Genomic DNA, 20603 nt, shown 5'->3' with positions numbered 1-20603 from the left:
CGAGGCGTCGGACCGTCCCAGCGGGAGCAAGCTCCCTCGCCACAAGGGTTTGTGTACACAGGAATTGCACGTAATAAAAAACCCGCTGAATCGATCAGCGGGTTTTTTATTGCAACAGCGGGAAGATCAGAAATCCTCCAACCGCCACACCTCATACGCCGGTGTCTCGTAGGGATGGCTCTGCTTCAGCGCCTCCACCACGGGGCGAATCAACGCATCGGCCACCACCAGCTCCACCTTCCATTCCTCGACCTGCTCGACCTGCCCCGCCTCGCCAATGAACGGCTGGCTGCCGTCCAAAGGGCGAAACTGGCCCAGGCCCAGCACTTGCCAGGCGCAGTGGTCATAGTCGCCGATTCGCCCGCCACCGGCAGCGAATACGGCGTTTTTGACCTCGTCCACATGGCTGTCCGGGACGAAGAAGCAGAGCTTGTACACCGTCTTAGTTCACCCAGACGCGCGCGTTGCGGAACATGCGCATCCATGGCGCGTCTTCGTTCCAGTCGTCCGAACGCCACGAGTTCTGCACCGCGCGGAACACCCGCTCCGGGTGCGGCATCATGATCGTGACGCGGCCGTCGCGGCTGGTCAGGCCGGTGATCCCGCGCGGCGAGCCGTTCGGGTTGGCCGGGTAGGTTTCGGTGACCTTGCCATGGTTGTCGACAAAACGCAGCGACACACAACCGGACAGGTCGGCTTCGAGCAAGGCTTCTTCGCTTTCGAATTCCGCGTGGCCTTCGCCGTGGGCGATGGCGATCGGCATGCGCGAACCGGCCATGCCCTGCAGGAAGATCGAGTTCGATTCCTGGACCTGGACCATCGCCACGCGGGCTTCAAACTGCTCGGAACGGTTACGCACAAAGTGCGGCCAGAACTCGCTGCCCGGAATCAGCTCGTGCAGGTTGGACATCATCTGGCAACCGTTGCACACGCCGAGGGTGAAGCTGTCGGTGCGTTCGAAGAAACCTTGGAACGCATCGCGGGCGCGGCTGTTGAACAGCGCCGACTTGGCCCAGCCTTCACCGGCGCCCAGTACGTCGCCGTAAGAGAAACCGCCACAAGCGACCATGCCCTTGAAGTCGTTCAGGTCGACACGACCGGCCAGGATGTCGCTCATGTGCACGTCGATCGCGTTGAAACCGGCGCGGTCGAACGCTGCCGCCATCTCCACCTGACCGTTGACGCCCTGCTCGCGCAGGACCGCCACTTGTGGGCGAATGCCTTTCTTGATGTAAGGCGCGGCCACGTTGTCGTTGACGTCGTAGCTGAGCTTGGCGCTCAGGCCCGGGTTGTCTTCTTCCAGCAGCGCGTCGAATTCCTGCTCGGCGCACTCGGCGTTGTCCCGCAGGCGCTGGATCTGGTAGCTAGTTTGCGCCCACTGGCGCTGCAACAGGCGACGCTGGCCTTCAAAGACGGTGTCGCCGTTGAAGGTAATGTTGATGTGCGCGTTGTTGATCGGCTGGCCGATCACCGAGACGCAATCGGCCAGGCCGGCCGCGCTGAACTGGGCAAGGATGTCTGGCGTGGCGTCCTGGCGAACCTGGATCACGGCACCCAGTTCTTCGTTGAACAGGATCGCCGGGATCTCGGCCTTGGATTCGGCAACGCTGTCCAGGGTCAGGCTCAGGCCGCAGTGACCGGCGAAGGCCATTTCCACCACGGTGGTCAGCAAACCACCGTCGGAGCGGTCGTGGTAGGCCAGCAGGTGACCGTCGGCGTTCAGGCCCTGGATCACGGCGAAGAACGCCTTCAGGTCTTCGGCATCATCGACGTCCGGTGCTTGCGAGCCGAGCTTGCCATGCACCTGGGCCAGGATCGAGGCGCCCATGCGGTTCTGGCCACGGCCCAGGTCGATCAGGATCAGGTCGGTGGTGCCCTTGTCCATGCGCAGTTGCGGGGTCAGGGTCTGGCGGATATCGGTGACAGGCGCAAAACCGGTCACGATCAGCGACAGCGGCGAGGTTACGCTCTTGTCCACGCCTTCATCGTTCCAGCGCGTGGCCATGGACATGGAGTCCTTGCCCACTGGAATGGTGATGCCCAGCTCAGGGCACAGCTCCATGCCGACCGCCTTGACGGTGTCGTACAGGCGGGCGTCTTCACCCGGGTGACCGGCGGCGGACATCCAGTTGGCCGACAGCTTGATGTCGGACATCTTGCCGATGCGCGACGCCGCGATGTTGGTCAGGGTCTCGCCGATCGCCATGCGGCCCGAGGCCGGGGCGTCCAGCAGCGCCAGCGGCGTGCGCTCGCCCATCGCCATGGCTTCGCCGGTGTAGACGTCGAAGCTGGTGGCGGTCACGGCCACATCGGCCACCGGCACTTGCCATGGGCCAACCATCTGGTCGCGGGCCACAAGGCCGGTGATGGTCCGGTCGCCGATGGTGATCAGGAAGCTCTTGCTCGCCACGGCCGGGTGATGCAGCACGCGCTCGATGGAATCGGCGATGTCGAGGGTGGACGGATCGAAATCGTCGCCCAGCTCCGCTTCGCGAACCGCCGAACGGTGCATGCGCGGGGCCTTGCCCAGCAGCACTTCCAACGGCATGTCCACCGGGCTGTTGCCGAAGTGGCTGTCGGTGACGGTCAGTTGTGGCTCAGCAGTGGCTTCACCCACCACCGCGAACGGGCAACGCTCGCGCTCGCAAATGGCCTGGAAGCGTTCGAAGTCGGCCGGACCGACCGCCAGGACGTAGCGTTCCTGGGATTCGTTGCTCCAGATTTCGTGCGGGGCCATGCCCGGCTCGTCGTTCGGAATGTTGCGCAATTCGAAGCGGCCACCGCGACCACCGTCGTTGACCAGTTCCGGGAAGGCGTTGGACAGGCCGCCCGCGCCGACGTCGTGGATGAAGCTGATGGGGTTGTGCTCACCCAACTGCCAGCAACGGTCGATGACTTCCTGGCAACGGCGTTCCATTTCCGGGTTTTCCCGTTGGACCGAAGCGAAGTCCAGGTCGGCCGAGCTGGTGCCGGTGGCCATGGAGGAAGCCGCGCCGCCACCCAGGCCGATCAACATGGCCGGGCCGCCGAGGACGATCAGCTTGGAGCCGACCAGGATCTCGCCTTTCTGCACGTGTTCGGCGCGGATGTTGCCCATGCCGCCAGCGAGCATGATCGGCTTGTGGTAACCACGGACTTCTTCACCACGGGGAGTGGTGATGGACTGTTCGAAGGTCCGGAAGTAACCGGTCAGGGCCGGACGGCCGAATTCGTTGTTGAACGCCGCGCCGCCCAGGGGACCTTCGATCATGATGTCGAGGGCGTTGACGATGCGCTCAGGCTTGCCGTACGGCTTTTCCCATGGCTGCTCGAAGCCCGGGATCTGCAGGTTCGACACGGTGAAGCCGGTCAGGCCGGCCTTGGGCTTGGCACCGCGACCGGTGGCGCCTTCGTCGCGGATCTCGCCACCGGAACCGGTGGACGCGCCCGGGAACGGGGCAATGGCGGTCGGGTGGTTGTGAGTCTCGACCTTCATCAGGATGTGCACCGGCTCCTGGACCGCACCATACTGGCGGGTCTCGGGGTTCGGGTAGAAGCGACCGGCAACGCTGCCGACGATCACCGCCGCGTTGTCCTTGTAGGCCGACAGCACACCTTCGTTGTGCATCTGGTAGGTGTTCTTGATCATGCCGAACAGGCTTTTTTCCTGGTCCTGGCCGTCAATGTCCCAACTGGCGTTGAAGATCTTGTGGCGGCAGTGCTCGGAGTTGGCCTGGGCGAACATCATCAGTTCGATGTCGTGGGGGTTGCGCTTCAAGCCCTGGAAGGCGTTGACCAGGTAATCGATCTCGTCTTCGGCCAGGGCCAGGCCCAGCTCGGCGTTGGCTTTTTCCAGCGCGGCACGGCCACCGCCCAGTACGTCGATGGCGGTCAGGGGCTTGGGTTCGGCGTGACTGAACAGACCGGCGGCCTGCTCCAGGTTGCCGAGCACGACCTGGGTCATGCGGTCATGCAGGCCTTCGGCGATCAACTGGGCCTCGGCCTCGCTGAACTCACCGGCGACATAAAAGGCAATGCCGCGCTCCAGGCGCTGGATTTTCGCCAGGCCGCAGTTGCGGGCGATGTCGCTGGCCTTGCTCGACCACGGCGAAATAGTGCCGAAACGCGGCAACACCAGGAACAGGCGACCGGCCGGCTCCTGGACAGGAACACTGGGGCCGTACTTCAGAAGGCGCGCGAGCACCTGCTGTTCGTCGCCGGTCAAACCGCCGGTGACTTCGGCGAAGTGAGCGAATTCAGCATACAAGCCACTGACAGCCGGAACCTTCTGGCTCAGTTGCTCAAGGAGTTTGCTGTGGCGAAAGGCAGAAAGGGCAGGAGCGCCGCGCAGGATCAACATCTTCGGGACAGCCTCGGGAAGGGGGTGTGCTTTGAGGCCGTGCATTCTAGCCTAAACCGCCGGCAACGGCACCCGAAACGGCACGCGCGGTGCTGGCCGAATGTCGGTCTTTGCGCGCACGGCGGTATTGGACACCCGTGCCAAGGTTCGCGCACAGATATTTTTCAGCGGCGCAAAGCCCGCCACAGCCCGGCCGGCCGGTGTTGCGGACATGTTTTGCAACGGCTAGCAGACTGGCCTTTTGCTGTCGAGATATGGCGGTAGGGGCCGTTTGCGTATACTGCGCAGATGTTTTCCCCAACGGCTTTGCGTCCGCGATATGCCAAATGGCTGATCGCAACCGGACTCTTCCTGGTGCTCAGTGGTTGTGTTGAGAAACCCAACACACTGGAGCGCGTAAAGGAGGATGGCGTGCTGCGGGTGGTTACCCGAAACAGCCCCGCCACCTACTTCCAGGATCGCAGTGGTGAGACCGGCTTCGAATACGAGCTGGTGAAGCGTTTCGCCGAGGATTTGGGAGTCGAGCTTAAAATCGAGACCGCCGACAACCTCGACGACCTGTTCGGCCAGGTGGGCAAGCCCAACGGGCCGGTCCTGGCCGCCGCGGGCCTGGTCAGCAGCGAACAGCGCAAGAAGCAGGTGCGGTTTTCCCGCTCCTACCTGGAAGTCACCCCCCAAATCATCTACCGCAACGGCCAATCCCGCCCCACCGACGCGGCCGCCCTGGCGGGCAAGAAAATCATGGTGCTCAAGGGCAGCAGCCATGCCGAACAACTGGCGCAGTTGAAGCAGCAATACCCGGGCATCGAATACGAAGAGTCCGACGCGGTTGAGGTGGTCGACCTGCTGCGCATGGTGGACGAGGGCCAGATCGACCTGACGCTGGTGGACTCCAACGAAGTGGCGATGAACCAGGTGTACTTCCCCAACGTGCGCGTCGCCTTCGACCTTGGCGACGTCCGCAGCCAAAGCTGGGCGGTGGGCCCCGGCGAAGACAATAGCCTGCTCAACGAAATCAACGCCTATCTGGACAAGGTGCAGAAAAACGGCACGCTGCAGCGGCTCAAGGACCGCTACTACGGGCACGTCGACGTCCTCGGCTACATGGGCGCAACAACTTTCGCCCAGCATTTGCAGCAACGGTTGCCCAAATATGAGCAACACTTCAAGGCTTACGCCAAGAAAGAGAAAGTCGATTGGCGCCTGCTGGCTGCCATTGGCTACCAGGAATCGCTCTGGCAACCAACGGTCACGTCCAAGACCGGCGTGCGCGGCCTGATGATGCTGACCCAGAACACCGCCCAGGCCATGGGCGTGTCCAACCGACTGGATCCGAAACAAAGCATCATGGGCGGCGCCAAGTACCTGGCCTACATGAAGGAACAGCTGGACGAGAGCATCGAGGAGCCGGACCGTACCTGGTTCGCCCTTGCCGCCTATAACGTGGGCAGCGGCCACCTGGACGACGCCCGCAAACTGGCGGCCAAGGAAGGGCTGAACCCGAACAAATGGCTGGACGTGAAGAAAATCCTGCCGCGCCTGTCCCAGAAACAGTGGTACAGCAAGACCCGCTACGGCTACGCCCGGGGCGGCGAACCGGTGCATTTCGTGGCGAACATCCGTCGCTACTACGACATCCTGACCTGGGTGACACAGCCGCAGCTTGAAGGCGACCAAGTGGCCGAGGGCAATCTGCATGTGCCGGGTGTGGACAAGAGCAAGCCGAGCCAGGAATCCCCGCAGCTCTGACAGCTGCCCACTCCCACAGCTTTACTTGGATACCCACAAGTCTTGTACCTACCCAGATCCCCTGTGGGAGCGGGCTTGCTCGCGAAGGCGTCAGGTCAGTCACCATTGAAGTGGCTGACACACCGCTTTCGCGAGCAAGCCCGCTCCCACAGTTTTATTGGGGTGTTCAGAAGTTTTGTGGTGGATCAGGACTTGGCGGCAGCCAGGATCAGCGCCTTCATCTCCGACACAGCCGACTTGAACCCGACGAACAAGGCATGGGCCACCAGTGCATGGCCGATGTTCAGTTCGTTGATGCCCTTGATGGCCGCGACGGCGCCGACGTTGTGGTAGTGCAGGCCATGGCCGGCGTTGACGATCAAGCCTTGGGCCAGGCCAAAGGCGACGCCATCGGCGACCCGTTGCAGCTCATCGGCCACGTCCGTGGGGGTCTCGGCGTCGGCGTACCGGCCGGTGTGCAGTTCGATGGCGGGGGCGCCGACACGCTTGGCTGCCTCGATTTGCCGTTCGTCGGCATCGATGAACAGCGAGACCTCGGCGCCGATTTTCGACAGGCGTTCCACCGCCAGGCTGATCCGCGACTCCTGGCCCGCTACATCGAGGCCGCCTTCGGTGGTCAGTTCCTGGCGCGTCTCCGGCACCAGGCAGATGTGCGCCGGGCGGATGCGCTCGGCGAACGCCATCATTTCCTCGGTCACGCCCATTTCAAAGTTCATGCGGGTTTGCAGCACGTCCTTGAGCAGCAGCACGTCGCGCTCCTGGATGTGGCGACGGTCTTCACGCAGGTGCACGGTGATGCCGTCGGCCCCCGCTTCTTCCGCGTCCAGTGCGGCCTTGACCGGATCCGGGTAGCGCGTACCACGGGCCTGGCGCAGGGTGGCGACATGGTCGATGTTCACGCCGAGAAGAATGCGATTGCTGGTGCTCACGAAAAGGCTCCTGAAAAGGACAAATAGTCGGCCCACAGCATACGGGTTGATCAGGGCTTGCGAAACAGCTCGCGACTGACCAGTGGCCGACCACCCAGATGCACGGCCAGGGCCTGGCGCATCAGGCGCTTGGCCGCCGACAAGGCACCCGGCGCACGCCAGTCGGCCTCGGCCATGGCCAGCAGTTCGGCACCGTTGAACAGCCCTGGTTGCAGCAGGTAGACCCGCTCCAGGCCGGCGTCCACTTGCAAGCGGTACAGGCCATCAGCCGCGATGGACTCGCCGTGCAGGTCGGTATTCAGCGCAAAGCCATAACCCAGGTCATCCAGCAGCCGCCACTCGAACGAGCGCAGCAGCGGTTCCAGTGGCCGGCCTTCGGCTAGGGCCAGCAGTGTGGCGGTGTAGTGGTCGAAGACCGCCGGGTGGGGATCTTCGGCGGGCAACAGGCGGATCAGCAGTTCATTGAGGTACAAACCACTGAACAACGCCTCGCCGTTGAGCCAGGCCGCGACACCGTTGCTTTCCATGCGCCCGACATTCTTCAGCTCGCCCCTGCCGCGGAACTCGACTTCCAGCGGCACGAACGGCCGCGCCAGCGTCCCGGCCTTGCCCCGCGCTCCGCGCAACACCGCCCGCAGCCGTCCTTGGGGCGTGAGGAAGTCCACCAGGGCGCTACTTTCGCGGTAGGCACGGCTGTGGAGGACGTAGGCGGGCTGGGCGGTGGGTTGGGACATTGAAGTCGCAGTTCTCACTGAGCGGGCAAAATTTTCTAAACAACCCGAAACCAATGTGGGAGCGGGCTTGCTCGCGAAGGCGGCGTGTCAGTCAACGATGATGTCAACTGACACACCGCCTTCGCGAGCAAGCCCGCTCCCACAAGGTCGGTGGTGTACCGCTGGACGTTTTACAGGTCGCCGTAACCCAACGAACGCAACGCCCGCTCGTCGTCGGACCAGCCACCCTTCACCTTGACCCACAGGTTGAGCATGATCTTGGAGTCGAACAGCAGCTCCATGTCCTTGCGCGCCTCGGTGCCGATGCGCTTGATGCGCTCGCCCTTGTCGCCAATGATGATTTTCTTCTGGCCGTCACGTTCGACGAGGATCAACGCATGAATATGCAGGGTCTTCCCCTGTTGCTTGAACTCTTCGATCTCGACGGTGATCTGGTACGGCAGCTCGGCGCCCATCTGGCGCATGATTTTCTCGCGCACCAGCTCGGCGGCGAGGAAACGGCTGCTGCGGTCGGTGATCTGGTCTTCAGGGAAGAAATGATCGTTTTCCGGCAGGTGTTCGGCAATCACCCGCTCCAACGCATCGAGGTTATGGCCGTGCTGGGCAGAGATCGGGATGATCTGGGCGTTCGGCAACTGCTCCTGCAACCAGGTCAGGTGCGGCATCAGCTCAGCCTTGTCTTCGATACGGTCGGTCTTGTTCAGCGCCACGATCAAGGGGCCGGTCACGTACTGGACGCGTTCGAGGACCATTTGGTCTTCTTCGGTCCACTTGGTGCGGTCGACCACGAAGATCACCACGTCGACGTCCTTCAACGCCGCCGAGGCAGTCTTGTTCATGTAGCGGTTCAGGGCCTTTTCACCGCCCTTGTGCATGCCCGGGGTGTCGACGTAGATCGCCTGCACGGCGCCTTCGGTCTTGATGCCCAGCATGTTGTGGCGGGTGGTCTGGGGCTTGCGCGAGGTGATCGCCAATTTCTGGCCCAGGATGTGGTTCAGCAGCGTGGACTTGCCCACGTTCGGCCGACCGACAATGGCGACATAGCCGCAGCGGGTGACGGTTGTATCAGTCATTGCCATTCTCCACGCCCAGGGCAATCAGTGCTGCGGCGGCCGCTACCTGTTCGGCAATACGACGACTCACACCCTGACCCCGGCTTTTTTCATTCAATAGGACAACTTCGCATTCGACGAAGAAGGTTCGGCAATGCGGCTCACCCTGGATGTCCACCACTTCGTAGCGCGGCAGTTCGCAACTGCGCGATTGCAGGAATTCCTGCAAGCGGGTCTTCGGGTCCTTGTTGGTGTCCACCAGCGTCAGGCTGTCGATTTCGGAGGTCAGCCAGGCCAGCACGCGTTCGCGCGCCATTTCCATGCCTGAATCCAGGTAGATCGCACCAATCAACGCTTCCAGGGCATCGGCCAGGATCGACTCGCGCCGGAAACCGCCGCTTTTCAACTCACCGGAGCCCAGGCGCAGGTAATCGCCCAAGTCGAAACCACGGGCCAATACGGCCAGCGTCTCACCTTTTACCAGTCGCGCGCGCAAACGCGACAACTGGCCTTCGCGGGCCAGCGGGAAGCGCTCGAACAACGCCTCGCCAGCGACGAAGTTAAGGATGGCGTCACCGAGGAATTCCAGGCGTTCGTTGTTGCGCCCGGCAAAACTGCGGTGAGTGAGGGCCAGGAGCATCAGGTCCGGGTCCTTGAAGGTGTAGCCGAGCTGACGCTCGAGACGGCTTAGAGAAACGCTCACGGTTTACCCACGCTGAGTTCGTGGCTGGATTCCACCGCCACGGCGGCAAGGCACCGTTGGCTTGGGACAATTAACGCTGTGTTCAAAAATGACGTCCTGACTATCGTTGGCTTCATGCCTCCGGGCAACCCTTGTACAGGCTCCAGAAAAGCATTCGGCGCTGTGTTCAACAGCGCCGTGGGTGATTACTTGATCAGGCCAACCCGCGAGAAATTCGGCAGGTGACTGAGTTTGGGTTCCGGCCAGCTCATCCAGACCGCGAAGGCCTTGCCGACGATGTTCCGGTCGGGGACCATGCCCAGCAGGTTCTTGGGAATGTTCGGATCATCCCAGTAACGGCTGTCGTTGGAGTTGTCACGGTTGTCGCCCATCATGAAATAGTGCCCCGCCGGCACGGTCCAGGAACGGTCCGGCGCGGCGCGGTAGCGGCTCATTTCCTTGCGGATCAGGTGCTCGGCCTCACCAAGTTTTTCCCGGTAGAGTTCGGCACTGCCCAGCGTCCCCGGTTCGGAGCCGAGCAACTGTTCGGCCACCGATTCGCCATTGACGAACAAACGCTTGTCAGCGGTGTAGCGGATCGTGTCGCCCGGCAGGCCGACCACGCGCTTGATGTAATTGACGTTCGGGTCGCTAGGGAAGCGGAACACCATGACATCGCCGCGTTGCGGGTCACCCACCTCGATGACTTTCTTGTCGATCACCGGCAGGCGGATCCCGTAGGAAAACTTGTTCACCAGGATGAAATCGCCCACATCCAGGGTCGGCTTCATCGAGCCGGACGGGATCTGGAACGGTTCCACCAGGAACGAACGCAGCACCAGCACGATGAACAGCACCGGGAAGAACGACTTGCCGTATTCGACCAGCAGCGGTTCCTTGTTGAGTTTTTCGATCACTACACCATCAGGCTGGCTGACGCTGCCCTGATACGAGGCGATGGCCGCCCGGCGCCGAGGCGCCAGGAACAACAGATCAAGCAACGCCAACAGACCGCAGACAAACACGGCGATAACCAGCAACAGCGGGAAATTTAGCGACATAGGACCTAACTATCCAACCTGAGCACCGCGAGGAAGGCTTCCTGTGGAATTTCCACGTTACCGACCTGCTTCATGCGTTTTTTACCGGCCTTCTGCTTTTCCAACAGCTTGCGCTTACGGCTGACGTCGCCGCCGTAGCATTTGGCCAATACGTTCTTTCTGAGCGCCTTGACGGTTGTACGCGCCACAATCTGCCCGCCAATGGCGGCCTGGATTGCCACATCGAACATCTGCCGCGGAATCAGTTCCTTCATCTTCTCGGTCAATGCACGACCTTTGTAGTGCGCGTTGTCGCGGTGCACGATCAATGCCAGGGCATCGACTTTCTCACCGTTGATCAGCACATCCAGCTTTACCAGATTAGCCGATTGGTAACGATCGAAATGATAGTCCAGCGAAGCATAGCCGCGACTGGTGGATTTGAGACGGTCGAAGAAGTCCAGCACCACTTCGTTCATCGGCAGGTCATAGGTCACCTGGACCTGCGTGCCGAGGAACAGCATGTCGTGCTGCACGCCGCGCTTCTCGATGCACAGGGTAATGACGTTACCCAGGTGCTCCTGAGGCACAAGGATGTTGGCCCGCACGATCGGCTCGCGCATGTCCTCGATGGCCGACAGGTCCGGCAACTTGGACGGGTTGTCGACGTAGATGGTTTCGCCGTTCTTGAGCAGCAGTTCGAAGATTACCGTCGGCGCCGTGGTGATCAGGTCCAGGTCGTACTCGCGCTCCAGGCGCTCCTGGATGATTTCCATGTGCAGCATGCCAAGGAACCCGCAACGGAAACCGAAGCCCAGGGCGTCGGAGCTTTCCGGGGTGTACTGCAGCGACGAGTCGTTCAGGGTCAGCTTTTGCAGTGCTTCGCGGAAATCCTCGAAGTCGTCGGAGCTGACCGGGAACAGGCCGGCGTAGACCTGCGGCTGGATGCGTTTGAAGCCTGGCAGCACATCGACGTCGGGGGTAGAGCTCAAGGTCAGGGTGTCGCCGACCGGCGCCCCGTGGATGTCCTTGATACCGGCGATGATGAAGCCCACTTCACCGGCCTTCAGGTCGACGGTGGCGGTGTGTTTCGGGTTGAAGACACCAACGCTGTCCACCAGGTGGATCTTGCCGGTGGACTTGACCAGGATCTTGTCGCCTTTCTTCACGCGGCCATGGCGCACGCGAACCAGGGAGACCACGCCCAGGTAGTTGTCGAACCAGGAGTCGATGATCAACGCTTGCAGCGGATCTTCGATATTGCCGGTCGGTGCAGGAATAGTGGCGACCAGGCGCTCGAGCACTTCGTCGACGCCCAGGCCGGTCTTGGCGCTGCAGGTGACCGCGTCCGTGGCGTCGATGCCGATGATTTTCTCGATTTCTTCCTTCACGCGGTCCGGATCGGCCTGGGGCAGGTCGATCTTGTTCAGCACCGGCATGACTTCCAGGCCCTGCTCGATGGCCGTGTAGCAGTTGGCAACCGACTGGGCTTCAACGCCCTGGCCAGCGTCGACCACCAGCAATGCGCCTTCACAGGCCGCCAGCGACCGGCTGACTTCATAGGTGAAGTCGACGTGGCCGGGGGTATCGATGAAGTTCAGCTGATAGGTGACGCCGTCGCGAGCCTTGTAGTAGAGGGTAACGCTATGGGCCTTGATGGTGATCCCGCGCTCACGCTCGAGGTCCATGGAGTCCAGGACCTGGGCTTCCATTTCACGCTCGGCCAGGCCGCCGCACATCTGGATGAAGCGATCAGCCAGCGTCGACTTGCCATGGTCAATGTGGGCGATGATGGAGAAATTGCGGATATGACTCAAATCACTCACGGATCAACACTCAAAAAGGCTGCAGGCATGGCCCGCCGAAAAATAGCCGGGAATTGTACCTGATACACCGCGCAAGCGTCACGTGTGGCGAGGGAGCTTGCTCCCGCTGGGCTGCGAAGCGGCCCCTCGATTATGCGCCACGGCGATGTGTCAGGCAGGCTGCAGGGGCCTGCTGCGCAGTCCAGCGGGAGCAAGCTCCCTCGCCACAGAAGCTCCCCCCGCCACAAGAAAATGGATCAACCCGCCCGACGCAGCAGCCAGAGCCCGGCCAGCGCGCAGATACCGGCCGGCACCAGCACCGCAAACAGCGGCGAGAAACCGAACACCAGGCTCGACGGCCCCAGCAGATCCTGGGCGATACGGAAGGTGAAGCCCACCAGCACGCCGGTAAATACCCGTTGCCCCAGGGTCACCGAACGCAACGGGCCGAAAATGAAGGAAATCGCCATCAACACCAGGGCGGCAGTGACCAGCGGTTGCAACACCTTGACCCAAAAAGCCAGCCAATAGCGGCCGTTATTCAGGCCCTGGTCCGCCAGGTAGTGGATGTACCCCCACAAACCGGTAATCGACAAGGACTCCGGCGCCATTACCACGGTGCTGAGCAACTCCGGACTGATCGACACATTCCAACGCTCCTTCCGGGCGGCGACCACCTCGGTGCGTTTGTCATGGAACAGCGTGGTGGTCACATCCCTCAGTTGCCAGTGGTCCTTGACGAAATGCGCACGCTTGGCGAAGCTCGACGACAGCATGTGCCGCTGCTCGTCAAAGCGATAACGGGTCACGCCGTACAGAATGCCGTTGGGTTGGACGGAGTTGATGTGGATGAACTCGTCGCCCTGGCGGTGCCACAGGCCGTGCTTGGCGCTTTGCGCATCACCGCCGCCCTGGGCCAGGGAGCGGTTGGCCTGGGCGGTGTTTTCGGTGGCCGGGGCGATGTACTCACCGATCAGCAGGCCCACCAGCATCAACACCAGCATGGGCTTCATCACCGCCCAGACAATCCGACCAATGGACACGCCGGCGGCGCGCATGATGGTCAGTTCGCTGTTACTGGCCAGGCTGCCCAGGCCGATCAGGCAGCCGATCAGCGCGGCCATCGGCAGCATGTCGTACAGACGGCGTGGCGCGGTCAGCAGCACATAGCTCGCCACGTCCATCAGGGTGTAGGTATCGCTGACGTCGCTCATTTCATCGATGAAGGCAAACAAGGTCGCCAGGCCAAGGATGATCCCCAGCACTGCGAGGATCGCCATGAACACGCTGCTGCCGATGTAGCGGTCGAGTTTAACCACGGGCCACCTCCATCGCACTGCGACGGCTGGCCAGCTTCAGGCGCAGCGGCTCCCAATAGAGCAGCCCCAGGCCGATGGCCAGGAAGATGCCGTGCACCCACCACAAGCCCAGCGCCGGCGGGATCTTGCCCTTCTCCAATGCGCCGCGGGCGGAAATCAGGATGGTCAGGTAAGCCATATACAGGAGAATCGCCGGCAGTAACTTGAGGAAACGGCCCTGTCGCGGGTTGACCCGCGACAGCGGGACCGCCATGAGGGTCACGATGAATACCAGCAGCGGCAGCGACAGGCGCCATTGCAGCTCGGTGCGGGCGCGAATGTCTTCGTTGCCCAGCAGGCTGGCGGTCGGCATCGCGTCGCGGTCGGTGACTTCGTCGCTGACCTCGGGCTTGGGCAGCAGCACGCCATAGGTGTCGTACTTGATGGCCCGGTAATCGGCCTGCCCTGGCTTGCCGTCGTAGCGATAGCCATTTTCCAGGATCAGGTAGCGGTTGCCGTCGGGGTTGATTTCCTGCCGGCCCTTCTCGGCCACCAGCACGGAAATACCACGGTCCTTCTTGGTGTCCGCAGACACATTCTTTTGCGTGATGAAGACGCCGCCCAGGTCGACCCGGTCATCCGAGAGCTGTTCGGTGTAGGTCACCCGGGTGCCGTCGCGCAGGGCCTGGAAGCGCCCTGGTACCAGGGTGTCGAATTCGGTCATGGCGTCCTGCTGGTTGATCAGCAGCTGGAATTGGTTGGCGCCCTGGGGCGACAGGCTCAGGCTCAGCCACGCCACCACCAGCGCCACCAAGGTGGCCGGGAACAGCGTCATGCGAAACAGGCGTTGCTGGCTCATGCCGGTGGCCGACAGCACGGTCATTTCGCTGTCCAGGTACAAGCGCCCGTAGGCCAGCAAAATGCCGAGGAACAACCCCAGCGGCAGGATCAATTGCAGGAAGCCGGGCAGGCGGAACCCCATGATCAGGAACAGTGAACCCGGATCCAGGGCACCGGAGGCTGCCTGGGCGAGGTATTTGATGAAGCGCCCGCTCATGATGATGACCAGCAGCACGGCGCTGACGGCGCTCAGGGTCAGCAGGACTTCGCGGGACAGATAACGAAAGACGATCAAACCAGACACTCCACGATTGTCAGGCTAGGCGGCCGAACAAGAAACGTATCGAGCCGACTCATATTGCGAGCCGCCGAAAAAAGAGCCGCATTATCCTGTGATTGAAGGCGCCTGTCACTTCGCACGCTTTAACCCGCTGCTCAAAGCCGAAAAGTTAGGGGCGCCGAGGGTTGTCAGGCTCGGGCGCCGGGGTTCAAACTGCGGCCTTTGTCGCCGGCAAGTACCGGCGCTTCTTTTATATAGAAGACAGCTGTTCAGCGCGCCATTGTTTCGGCGCCTGGCCTCTTGACCATTCATTCAGGGATCCGGACATGGAACTGGTTGTAAAAAGCGTCAGCCCAGAAACGTTGAAAACCGCCACGCTGGTGGTTGCCGTCGGCGAAAACCGCCAGCTCGGCGTCGTCGCCACCCAGCTTGACAGCCTGAGCGGCGGGGCCATCAGCGCCGTGCTCAAGCGCGGCGACCTGGCCGGCAAGGTCGGCCAGAGCCTGCTGTTGCACAGCCTGCCCAACCTCAAGGCCGAGCGCGTGCTGCTGGTGGGCGTGGGCAAGGACGCCGAACTGGGCGACCGTCCGTTCCGTAAAATCATCGCCGGCGTGTTGGCCACCCTTAAAGGCCTCGGCGGCGGTGATGCCGTCCTGGCGTTGGACGAGTTGGTGGTCAAGGGTCGCGACAGCTATGGCAAGAACCGCCTGCTGGCCGAAACCCTGGTGGACGGCGAATATCAATTCCACCAGTTCAAGAGCCAGAAAGCCGAACCTCGCGCCCTGAAGAAAATCACCCTGCTGACCATCAAGGCCGCCCAGGCTGAAGTCCAGCGCGCCGTGACCCACGCCACCGCGATTGCCAATGGCATGGCGTTCACCCGTGACCTGGGCAACCTGCCGCCGAACATCTGCCACCCGACCTTCATGGGCGAACAGGCCAAGGCACTGGGCAAAGCGTTCAAGGGCCTGAAAGTCGAAGTCTTCGACGAGAAGAAGATCAAGGACCTGGGCATGGGTTCGTTCTATGCCGTGGGCCAGGGCAGCGCCCAGCCACCACGCCTGATCGTCATGCAATACAACGGCGGCAAGAAGTCCGAGAAGCCGTACGCACTGGTCGGCAAGGGCATCACCTTCGACACCGGCGGCATCAGCCTCAAGCCGGGCGCCGGCATGGATGAAATGAAGTACGACATGGGCGGCGCCGCGAGCGTGTTCGGCACCCTGCGCGCCGTGCTCGAACTGCAACTGCCGATCAACCTGGTGTGCATCCTGGCCTGCGCCGAGAACATGCCCAGCGGCACGGCTTCGCGTCCGGGCGATATCGTCACGACCATGAGCGGCCAGACCGTGGAAATCCTCAACACCGACGCCGAAGGCCGCCTGGTGCTGTGTGACGCCCTCACCTACTCCGAACGCTTCAAGCCGCAAGCGGTGATCGACATCGCGACCCTGACCGGCGCCTGCGTCGTCGCCCTCGGCGCCCACACCTCGGGCCTGCTGGGCAATAACGACGAGCTGATCGGCCAACTGCTCAGCGCCGGCCAGCAAGCCGACGACCGCGCCTGGCAGTTGCCACTGTTCGACGAGTACCAGGAACAACTGGACAGCCCGTTCGCCGACATCGCCAACATCGGCGGCCCGAAAGCCGGGACCATTACCGCGGCCTGCTTCCTGTCGCGCTTCACCAAGAACCTGAACTGGGCTCATCTGGACATCGCCGGCACGGCCTGGACCAGCGGCGGCAAGGACAAGGGCGCCACCGGTCGTCCGGTGCCCCTGCTGACCCAGTACCTGTTGGACCGCGCCAAGGCCTGACACCAATGACCGTCGTTGGCGTCGCCCTCGGGTGGCGCCATCGACGGCTCAGGAACCGCAATGACCAAAGTCGATTTTTATATCCTGCCCAGCGCCGATCCGTCGGCGCGGCTGGATTTCGCCTGCAAGCTCACCGAAAAGGCTTGGCGCATGGGACACCGCATCTACCTGCATTGCAGCGATGCCACCCAGCGCGAGGACCTGGACGCACGGCTGTGGGCATTCAAGGGCGAGAGCTTCGTGCCCCACGGCCCGGCCGAAAGCGAACCCGAGGGCCTGATCGTACTGGGACTGGGGAATGACTGCGGTCAGCACCAGGACCTGTTGGTCAACCTCGACCTGAAAGTACCGGCCTTTGCCCAGCGCTTCGCCCGTGTGGCGGAAGTGGTGGTGGAAGACCCGGCCATTCGACAAGCCGCGCGGGAGAGTTTCCGTTTCTACCGCGAACAGGGCTATCCTCTGCAAGACCACCGTTTACAGCGACTCTGAGCCCTACGATGGACACTCCAAAATCGCCACAAAAGCCCGCGCACCTGCTGGATGACCTTGAGTCGATCCGCCAACTGCTCGGCGACGACAACCTCCAACCACCGCTGCTGACCGACACGGTCGTGCATGAGCCTGCTCATGAGCCGGTGCATGACGAACAGATTCCCCTGCTGTTCGATCCGATCAACGGCCAGCCCGAACCCGAGCCTGCCGCCAAGGCCGAAGCCAAGGGCCCCGACGCCCTGCTGCACCTGGACCGCGAATTGCGCGCTGCCGCGCAGTTGATCATGCAAGACGTCATCGACGACTTCGCCCCGCACATCGAAACCGAGATCAAGCGCCGGCTGGATGCGCGGATGGAGCGGTTGCTCAGCCAGTACGAATAACCCGGTAACCCGGTTGTGGTTGCTTTTGTGGCGAGGGAGCTTGCTCCCGCTCGACTGCGAAGCAGTCGTGAAAAGCCTGTTAGTTTTGGGGCCGCTTCGCGCCCCAGCGGGAGCAAGCTCCCTCGCCACAATGTTTCTCGGCTTGAATGAAGCGATCGCAGCCACCCCGACTCGCCCTGCGCCCCACGCCCCGCTATACTTCCCGGCTTTTCCTGAATAAATGCCAATAGGGTCCCGCCGCGCATGGATAAGACCTACCAGCCGCACGCCATTGAAACTTCCTGGTACAACACCTGGGAGTCCGAGAATTATTTCGCTCCGCAAGGCGCGGGCGATTCCTACACCATCATGATCCCGCCGCCGAACGTCACCGGCAGCCTGCACATGGGCCATGGCTTCAACAATGCGATCATGGACGCCTTGATCCGTTTCCGCCGCATGCAAGGTCGCAACACCTTGTGGCAGCCGGGCACCGACCACGCCGGTATCGCCACGCAGATGCTGGTGGAGCGCCGCCTTGAAGCCCAGGGCCAGAATCGCCATGACCTGGGTCGCGAGAAGTTCCTCGAGAAAGTCTGGGAATGGAAAGACGAATCCGGTGGCAACATCAGCCGCCAGATCCGCCGCCTCGGTTCATCCGTGGACTGGAGCCGCGAGCGCTTCACCATGGATGACGGCCTCTCGGAAGCGGTGAAGGAAGCCTTCGTGCGCCTGCACGAGGACGGGCTGATCTATCGCGGCAAGCGCCTGGTCAACTGGGACACCAAGTTGCACACGGCCATTTCCGACCTCGAAGTGGAGAACCACGACGAGAAAGGTTTCCTGTGGAACCTGAAATACCCGCTGGCCGACGGCGCCAAGACCGCCGACGGCAAGGATTACCTGATCGTCGCCACCACGCGTCCGGAAACCATGCTGGGCGATTCCGCCGTGGCGGTGAACCCGAACGACGAGCGCTACCAGGCCCTGATCGGCAAGTTTGTCGAGTTGCCATTGGTTGGCCGTCGGATCCCGATCATCGGCGACGATTACTGCGACCCCGAATTCGGCACCGGCTGCGTGAAAATCACCCCGGCCCACGATTTCAATGACTACGAAGTCGGCAAGCGCCACAACCTGCCGCTGCTGAACATCTTCGACAAGAACGCCCATGTGTTGCCGGCCGCCCAGGCCTTCAACCTCGACGGCACCCTGAACGAAAACGTCGACGGCCAGATCCCGGCCGAATACGCCGGCCTGGACCGCTTCGAAGCACGCAAGCAGATCGTCGCGGCGTTCGAGGCCGCCGGCCTGCTGGTCAGCGTCGACGATCACGCCCTGAAAGTCCCGAAAGGCGACCGCTCCGGCACCATCATCGAGCCGTGGCTGACCGACCAGTGGTACGTGTCCACCAAGCCGTTGGCCGAGCCTGCGATTGCCGCCGTGGAAGATGGCCGCATCCAGTTCGTGCCCAAGCAATACGAGAACATGTACTTCTCGTGGATGCGCGACATCCAGGATTGGTGCATCAGCCGTCAGCTGTGGTGGGGCCACCGCATCCCGGCCTGGTACGACGAGTCGGGCAAGGTCTATGTCGGCCGCGATGAAGCCGAAGTCCGCGCCAAGCACAACCTCGGTCCGGACGTTGCCCTGGCGCAGGACAACGACGTCCTCGACACCTGGTTCAGCTCGGGCCTGTGGACCTTCTCCACACTGGGCTGGCCGCAGCAGACCGAGTTCCTGAAGAAATTCCACTCCACCGACGTGCTGGTCACCGGCTTCGACATCATTTTCTTCTGGGTCGCCCGGATGATCATGATGACCATGCACTTGATGAAAAACGAAGACGGTACCCCGCAAGTACCGTTCAAGACCGTCTACGTCCACGGCCTGGTGCGCGACGGCCAGGGCCAGAAAATGTCCAAGTCCAAGGGCAACGTCCTGGACCCGCTGGACATCATCGACGGTATCGACCTGGAAACCCTGGTGCAGAAACGCACCTCCGGCCTGATGCAGCCAAAACTGGCGAAGAAGATCGAGAAAGCCACCCGCGAAGAATTCGCCGAAGGCATCGCCAGCTACGGCACCGACGCCCTGCGCTTCACCTTCTGTTCGCTGGCGTCCACCGGTCGCGACATCAAGTTCGACATGGGCCGCGTCGAAGGCTATCGCAACTTCTGCAACAAAATCTGGAACGCTGCGCGCTACGTGCTGGACAAGGGCGAAGACTGCGGCCAGAACGGCGAAGCCTATGAGCTGAGCCTGGCCGATCGCTGGATCATTTCCCAGTTGCAACGCACCGAAGCCGAAGTGACCCGCCAACTGGACCAGTTCCGTTTCGACCTGGCCGCGCAAGCCCTGTACGAGTTCATCTGGAACCAGTATTGCGACTGGTACCTGGAACTGTCCAAGCCTGTGCTGTGGGACGAAAACGCACCGGTCGAACGCCAGCGCGGCACCCGCCGCACCCTGGTGCGCGTACTGGAAGTGGCCCTGCGCCTGGCGCATCCGTTCATGCCATTCATCACCGAGGAAATCTGGCAGCGCATCGCACCGCTGGCGGGCATCCAAGGCAAGACGATCATGCTGCAACCGTGGCCGGTGGCCAACGAGAGCCGCATCGATCCAGCGGCCGAGGACGACATCGAGTGGCTCAAGACCTTCATGCTCGGCCTGCGTAACATCCGCGCCGAAATGAACATCGGCCCGGGCAAGCCGCTGACCCTGTTCCTGAAAAACGCCAGCGCCGAAGACCTGCGCCGCCTGAACGAAAACGAAGCGTTGCTCAAGAAGCTGGCGAAGCTTGAATCGGTGACCGTGCTGGCTGCGGGTGAAGAAGCGCCTCTGTCGGCCACCGCATTGGTCGGCGAAATGGAAGTGCTGGTGCCGATGGCCGGGCTGATCGACAAGGCGGCCGAACTGGCGCGCCTGGACAAGGAAATCCTGCGCCTCAAAGGCGAAGTGCAGCGGGTCGGCGGCAAGCTGTCCAACGCCGGCTTCGTCGACAAGGCGCCGGCCGAGGTCATCGAGAAGGAACGGGCCAAGCTGGCCGAGGCCGAACAGGCCCTGGGCAAGCTGGCTGAGCAGCATGCGCGGATTGCCAGTCTGTAACGGTTGTTCGCAATGAAAAAGGAGGTCCTGTTGGACCTCCTTTTTTATGCCCGCCCCTTTCTCCCGGACAATG

Annotated in this window: 15 protein-coding genes; 5 read left to right on the top strand and 10 right to left on the bottom strand. The window is 62.2% G+C overall.

Annotated features, from left to right (window positions below; translation table 11 throughout):
* Nucleotides 1-126 precede the first annotated feature (126 nt).
* Both HU767_RS16350 and purL read right to left on the bottom strand, forming a co-directional pair.
* A complete protein-coding gene (locus HU767_RS16350) occupies nucleotides 127-438 on the bottom strand; it encodes a YqfO family protein (protein ID WP_186705180.1) in 312 nt (103 codons plus the stop codon).
* A 4-nt stretch (nucleotides 439-442) separates the two neighbouring features.
* Nucleotides 443-4339: a phosphoribosylformylglycinamidine synthase gene (gene purL / locus HU767_RS16345; protein ID WP_186705179.1), complete on the bottom strand. Its 3897-nt coding sequence runs from the start codon at nucleotides 4337-4339 to the stop codon at nucleotides 443-445.
* A 288-nt stretch (nucleotides 4340-4627) separates the two neighbouring features.
* On the opposite strand from purL, the gene mltF reads away from it, so the two are divergent.
* Entirely contained in the window at nucleotides 4628-6088 is a 1461-nt protein-coding gene (gene mltF, locus HU767_RS16340; protein WP_186705178.1) for a membrane-bound lytic murein transglycosylase MltF, read from the top strand.
* A 185-nt stretch (nucleotides 6089-6273) separates the two neighbouring features.
* Here the strand turns inward: mltF and pdxJ are convergent, their stop codons facing one another.
* The 8 genes from pdxJ to lptF all read right to left on the bottom strand — a co-directional run bounded on the left by pdxJ (nucleotide 6274) and on the right by lptF (nucleotide 14763).
* Nucleotides 6274-7017, bottom strand: coding sequence for a pyridoxine 5'-phosphate synthase (pdxJ, locus tag HU767_RS16335; protein WP_186729984.1), 744 nt, complete (start codon nucleotides 7015-7017; stop codon nucleotides 6274-6276).
* 50 nt (nucleotides 7018-7067) lie between these two features.
* The gene (gene recO, locus HU767_RS16330; protein WP_186729983.1) at nucleotides 7068-7751 is read right to left on the bottom strand and encodes a DNA repair protein RecO; all 684 of its coding nucleotides are present in this window, start codon (nucleotides 7749-7751) and stop codon (nucleotides 7068-7070) included.
* 170 nt (nucleotides 7752-7921) lie between these two features.
* A complete protein-coding gene (era, locus tag HU767_RS16325; protein WP_003205264.1) occupies nucleotides 7922-8824 on the bottom strand; it encodes a GTPase Era in 903 nt (300 codons plus the stop codon).
* A complete protein-coding gene (gene rnc, locus HU767_RS16320) occupies nucleotides 8817-9506 on the bottom strand; it encodes a ribonuclease III (RefSeq protein ID WP_186705175.1) in 690 nt (229 codons plus the stop codon). The genes era and rnc overlap by 8 nt, the downstream gene beginning before the upstream one ends.
* Nucleotides 9507-9691: 185 nt before the next feature.
* Complete coding sequence (gene lepB / locus HU767_RS16315; protein WP_186705174.1) at nucleotides 9692-10546, bottom strand: signal peptidase I; 855 nt, start codon at nucleotides 10544-10546, stop codon at nucleotides 9692-9694.
* Between the two features lie 5 nt (nucleotides 10547-10551).
* Nucleotides 10552-12351 carry a translation elongation factor 4 gene (gene lepA / locus HU767_RS16310; protein ID WP_135847028.1) on the bottom strand — a complete coding sequence of 600 codons (1800 nt, stop codon included), beginning with the start codon at nucleotides 12349-12351 and terminating at the stop codon, nucleotides 10552-10554.
* Nucleotides 12352-12587: 236 nt separating this feature from the next.
* A complete protein-coding gene (gene lptG / locus HU767_RS16305) occupies nucleotides 12588-13649 on the bottom strand; it encodes an LPS export ABC transporter permease LptG (protein ID WP_186705173.1) in 1062 nt (353 codons plus the stop codon).
* Nucleotides 13642-14763, bottom strand: coding sequence for an LPS export ABC transporter permease LptF (lptF, locus tag HU767_RS16300; RefSeq protein WP_186705172.1), 1122 nt, complete (start codon nucleotides 14761-14763; stop codon nucleotides 13642-13644). Before lptF ends, lptG begins: the two co-directional genes overlap by 8 nt.
* A gap of 311 nt (nucleotides 14764-15074) precedes the next feature.
* On the opposite strand from lptF, the gene HU767_RS16295 reads away from it, so the two are divergent.
* The 4 genes from HU767_RS16295 (at nucleotide 15075) to HU767_RS16280 (ending at nucleotide 20530) form a co-directional block, all read left to right on the top strand.
* A complete protein-coding gene (locus HU767_RS16295; RefSeq protein WP_186729982.1) occupies nucleotides 15075-16565 on the top strand; it encodes a leucyl aminopeptidase in 1491 nt (496 codons plus the stop codon).
* A gap of 60 nt (nucleotides 16566-16625) precedes the next feature.
* Nucleotides 16626-17054, top strand: a complete 429-nt coding sequence (locus tag HU767_RS16290; RefSeq protein WP_186705170.1) for a DNA polymerase III subunit chi — start codon at nucleotides 16626-16628, stop codon at nucleotides 17052-17054.
* Between the two features lie 8 nt (nucleotides 17055-17062).
* The gene (locus tag HU767_RS16285; protein WP_186705169.1) at nucleotides 17063-17440 is read left to right on the top strand and encodes a DNA polymerase III subunit chi; all 378 of its coding nucleotides are present in this window, start codon (nucleotides 17063-17065) and stop codon (nucleotides 17438-17440) included.
* A gap of 243 nt (nucleotides 17441-17683) precedes the next feature.
* On the top strand, nucleotides 17684-20530 hold the full coding sequence (locus HU767_RS16280) for a valine--tRNA ligase (protein ID WP_186705168.1): 2847 nt from the start codon (nucleotides 17684-17686) through the stop codon (nucleotides 20528-20530).
* The last annotated feature ends 73 nt before the right edge of the window (nucleotides 20531-20603 follow it).

The organism is Pseudomonas sp. SWRI179 (assembly GCF_014268705.1).
Lineage (GTDB): Bacteria > Pseudomonadota > Gammaproteobacteria > Pseudomonadales > Pseudomonadaceae > Aquipseudomonas > Aquipseudomonas zanjanensis.
This window is presented reverse-complemented; position numbering and strand designations above follow the sequence as displayed.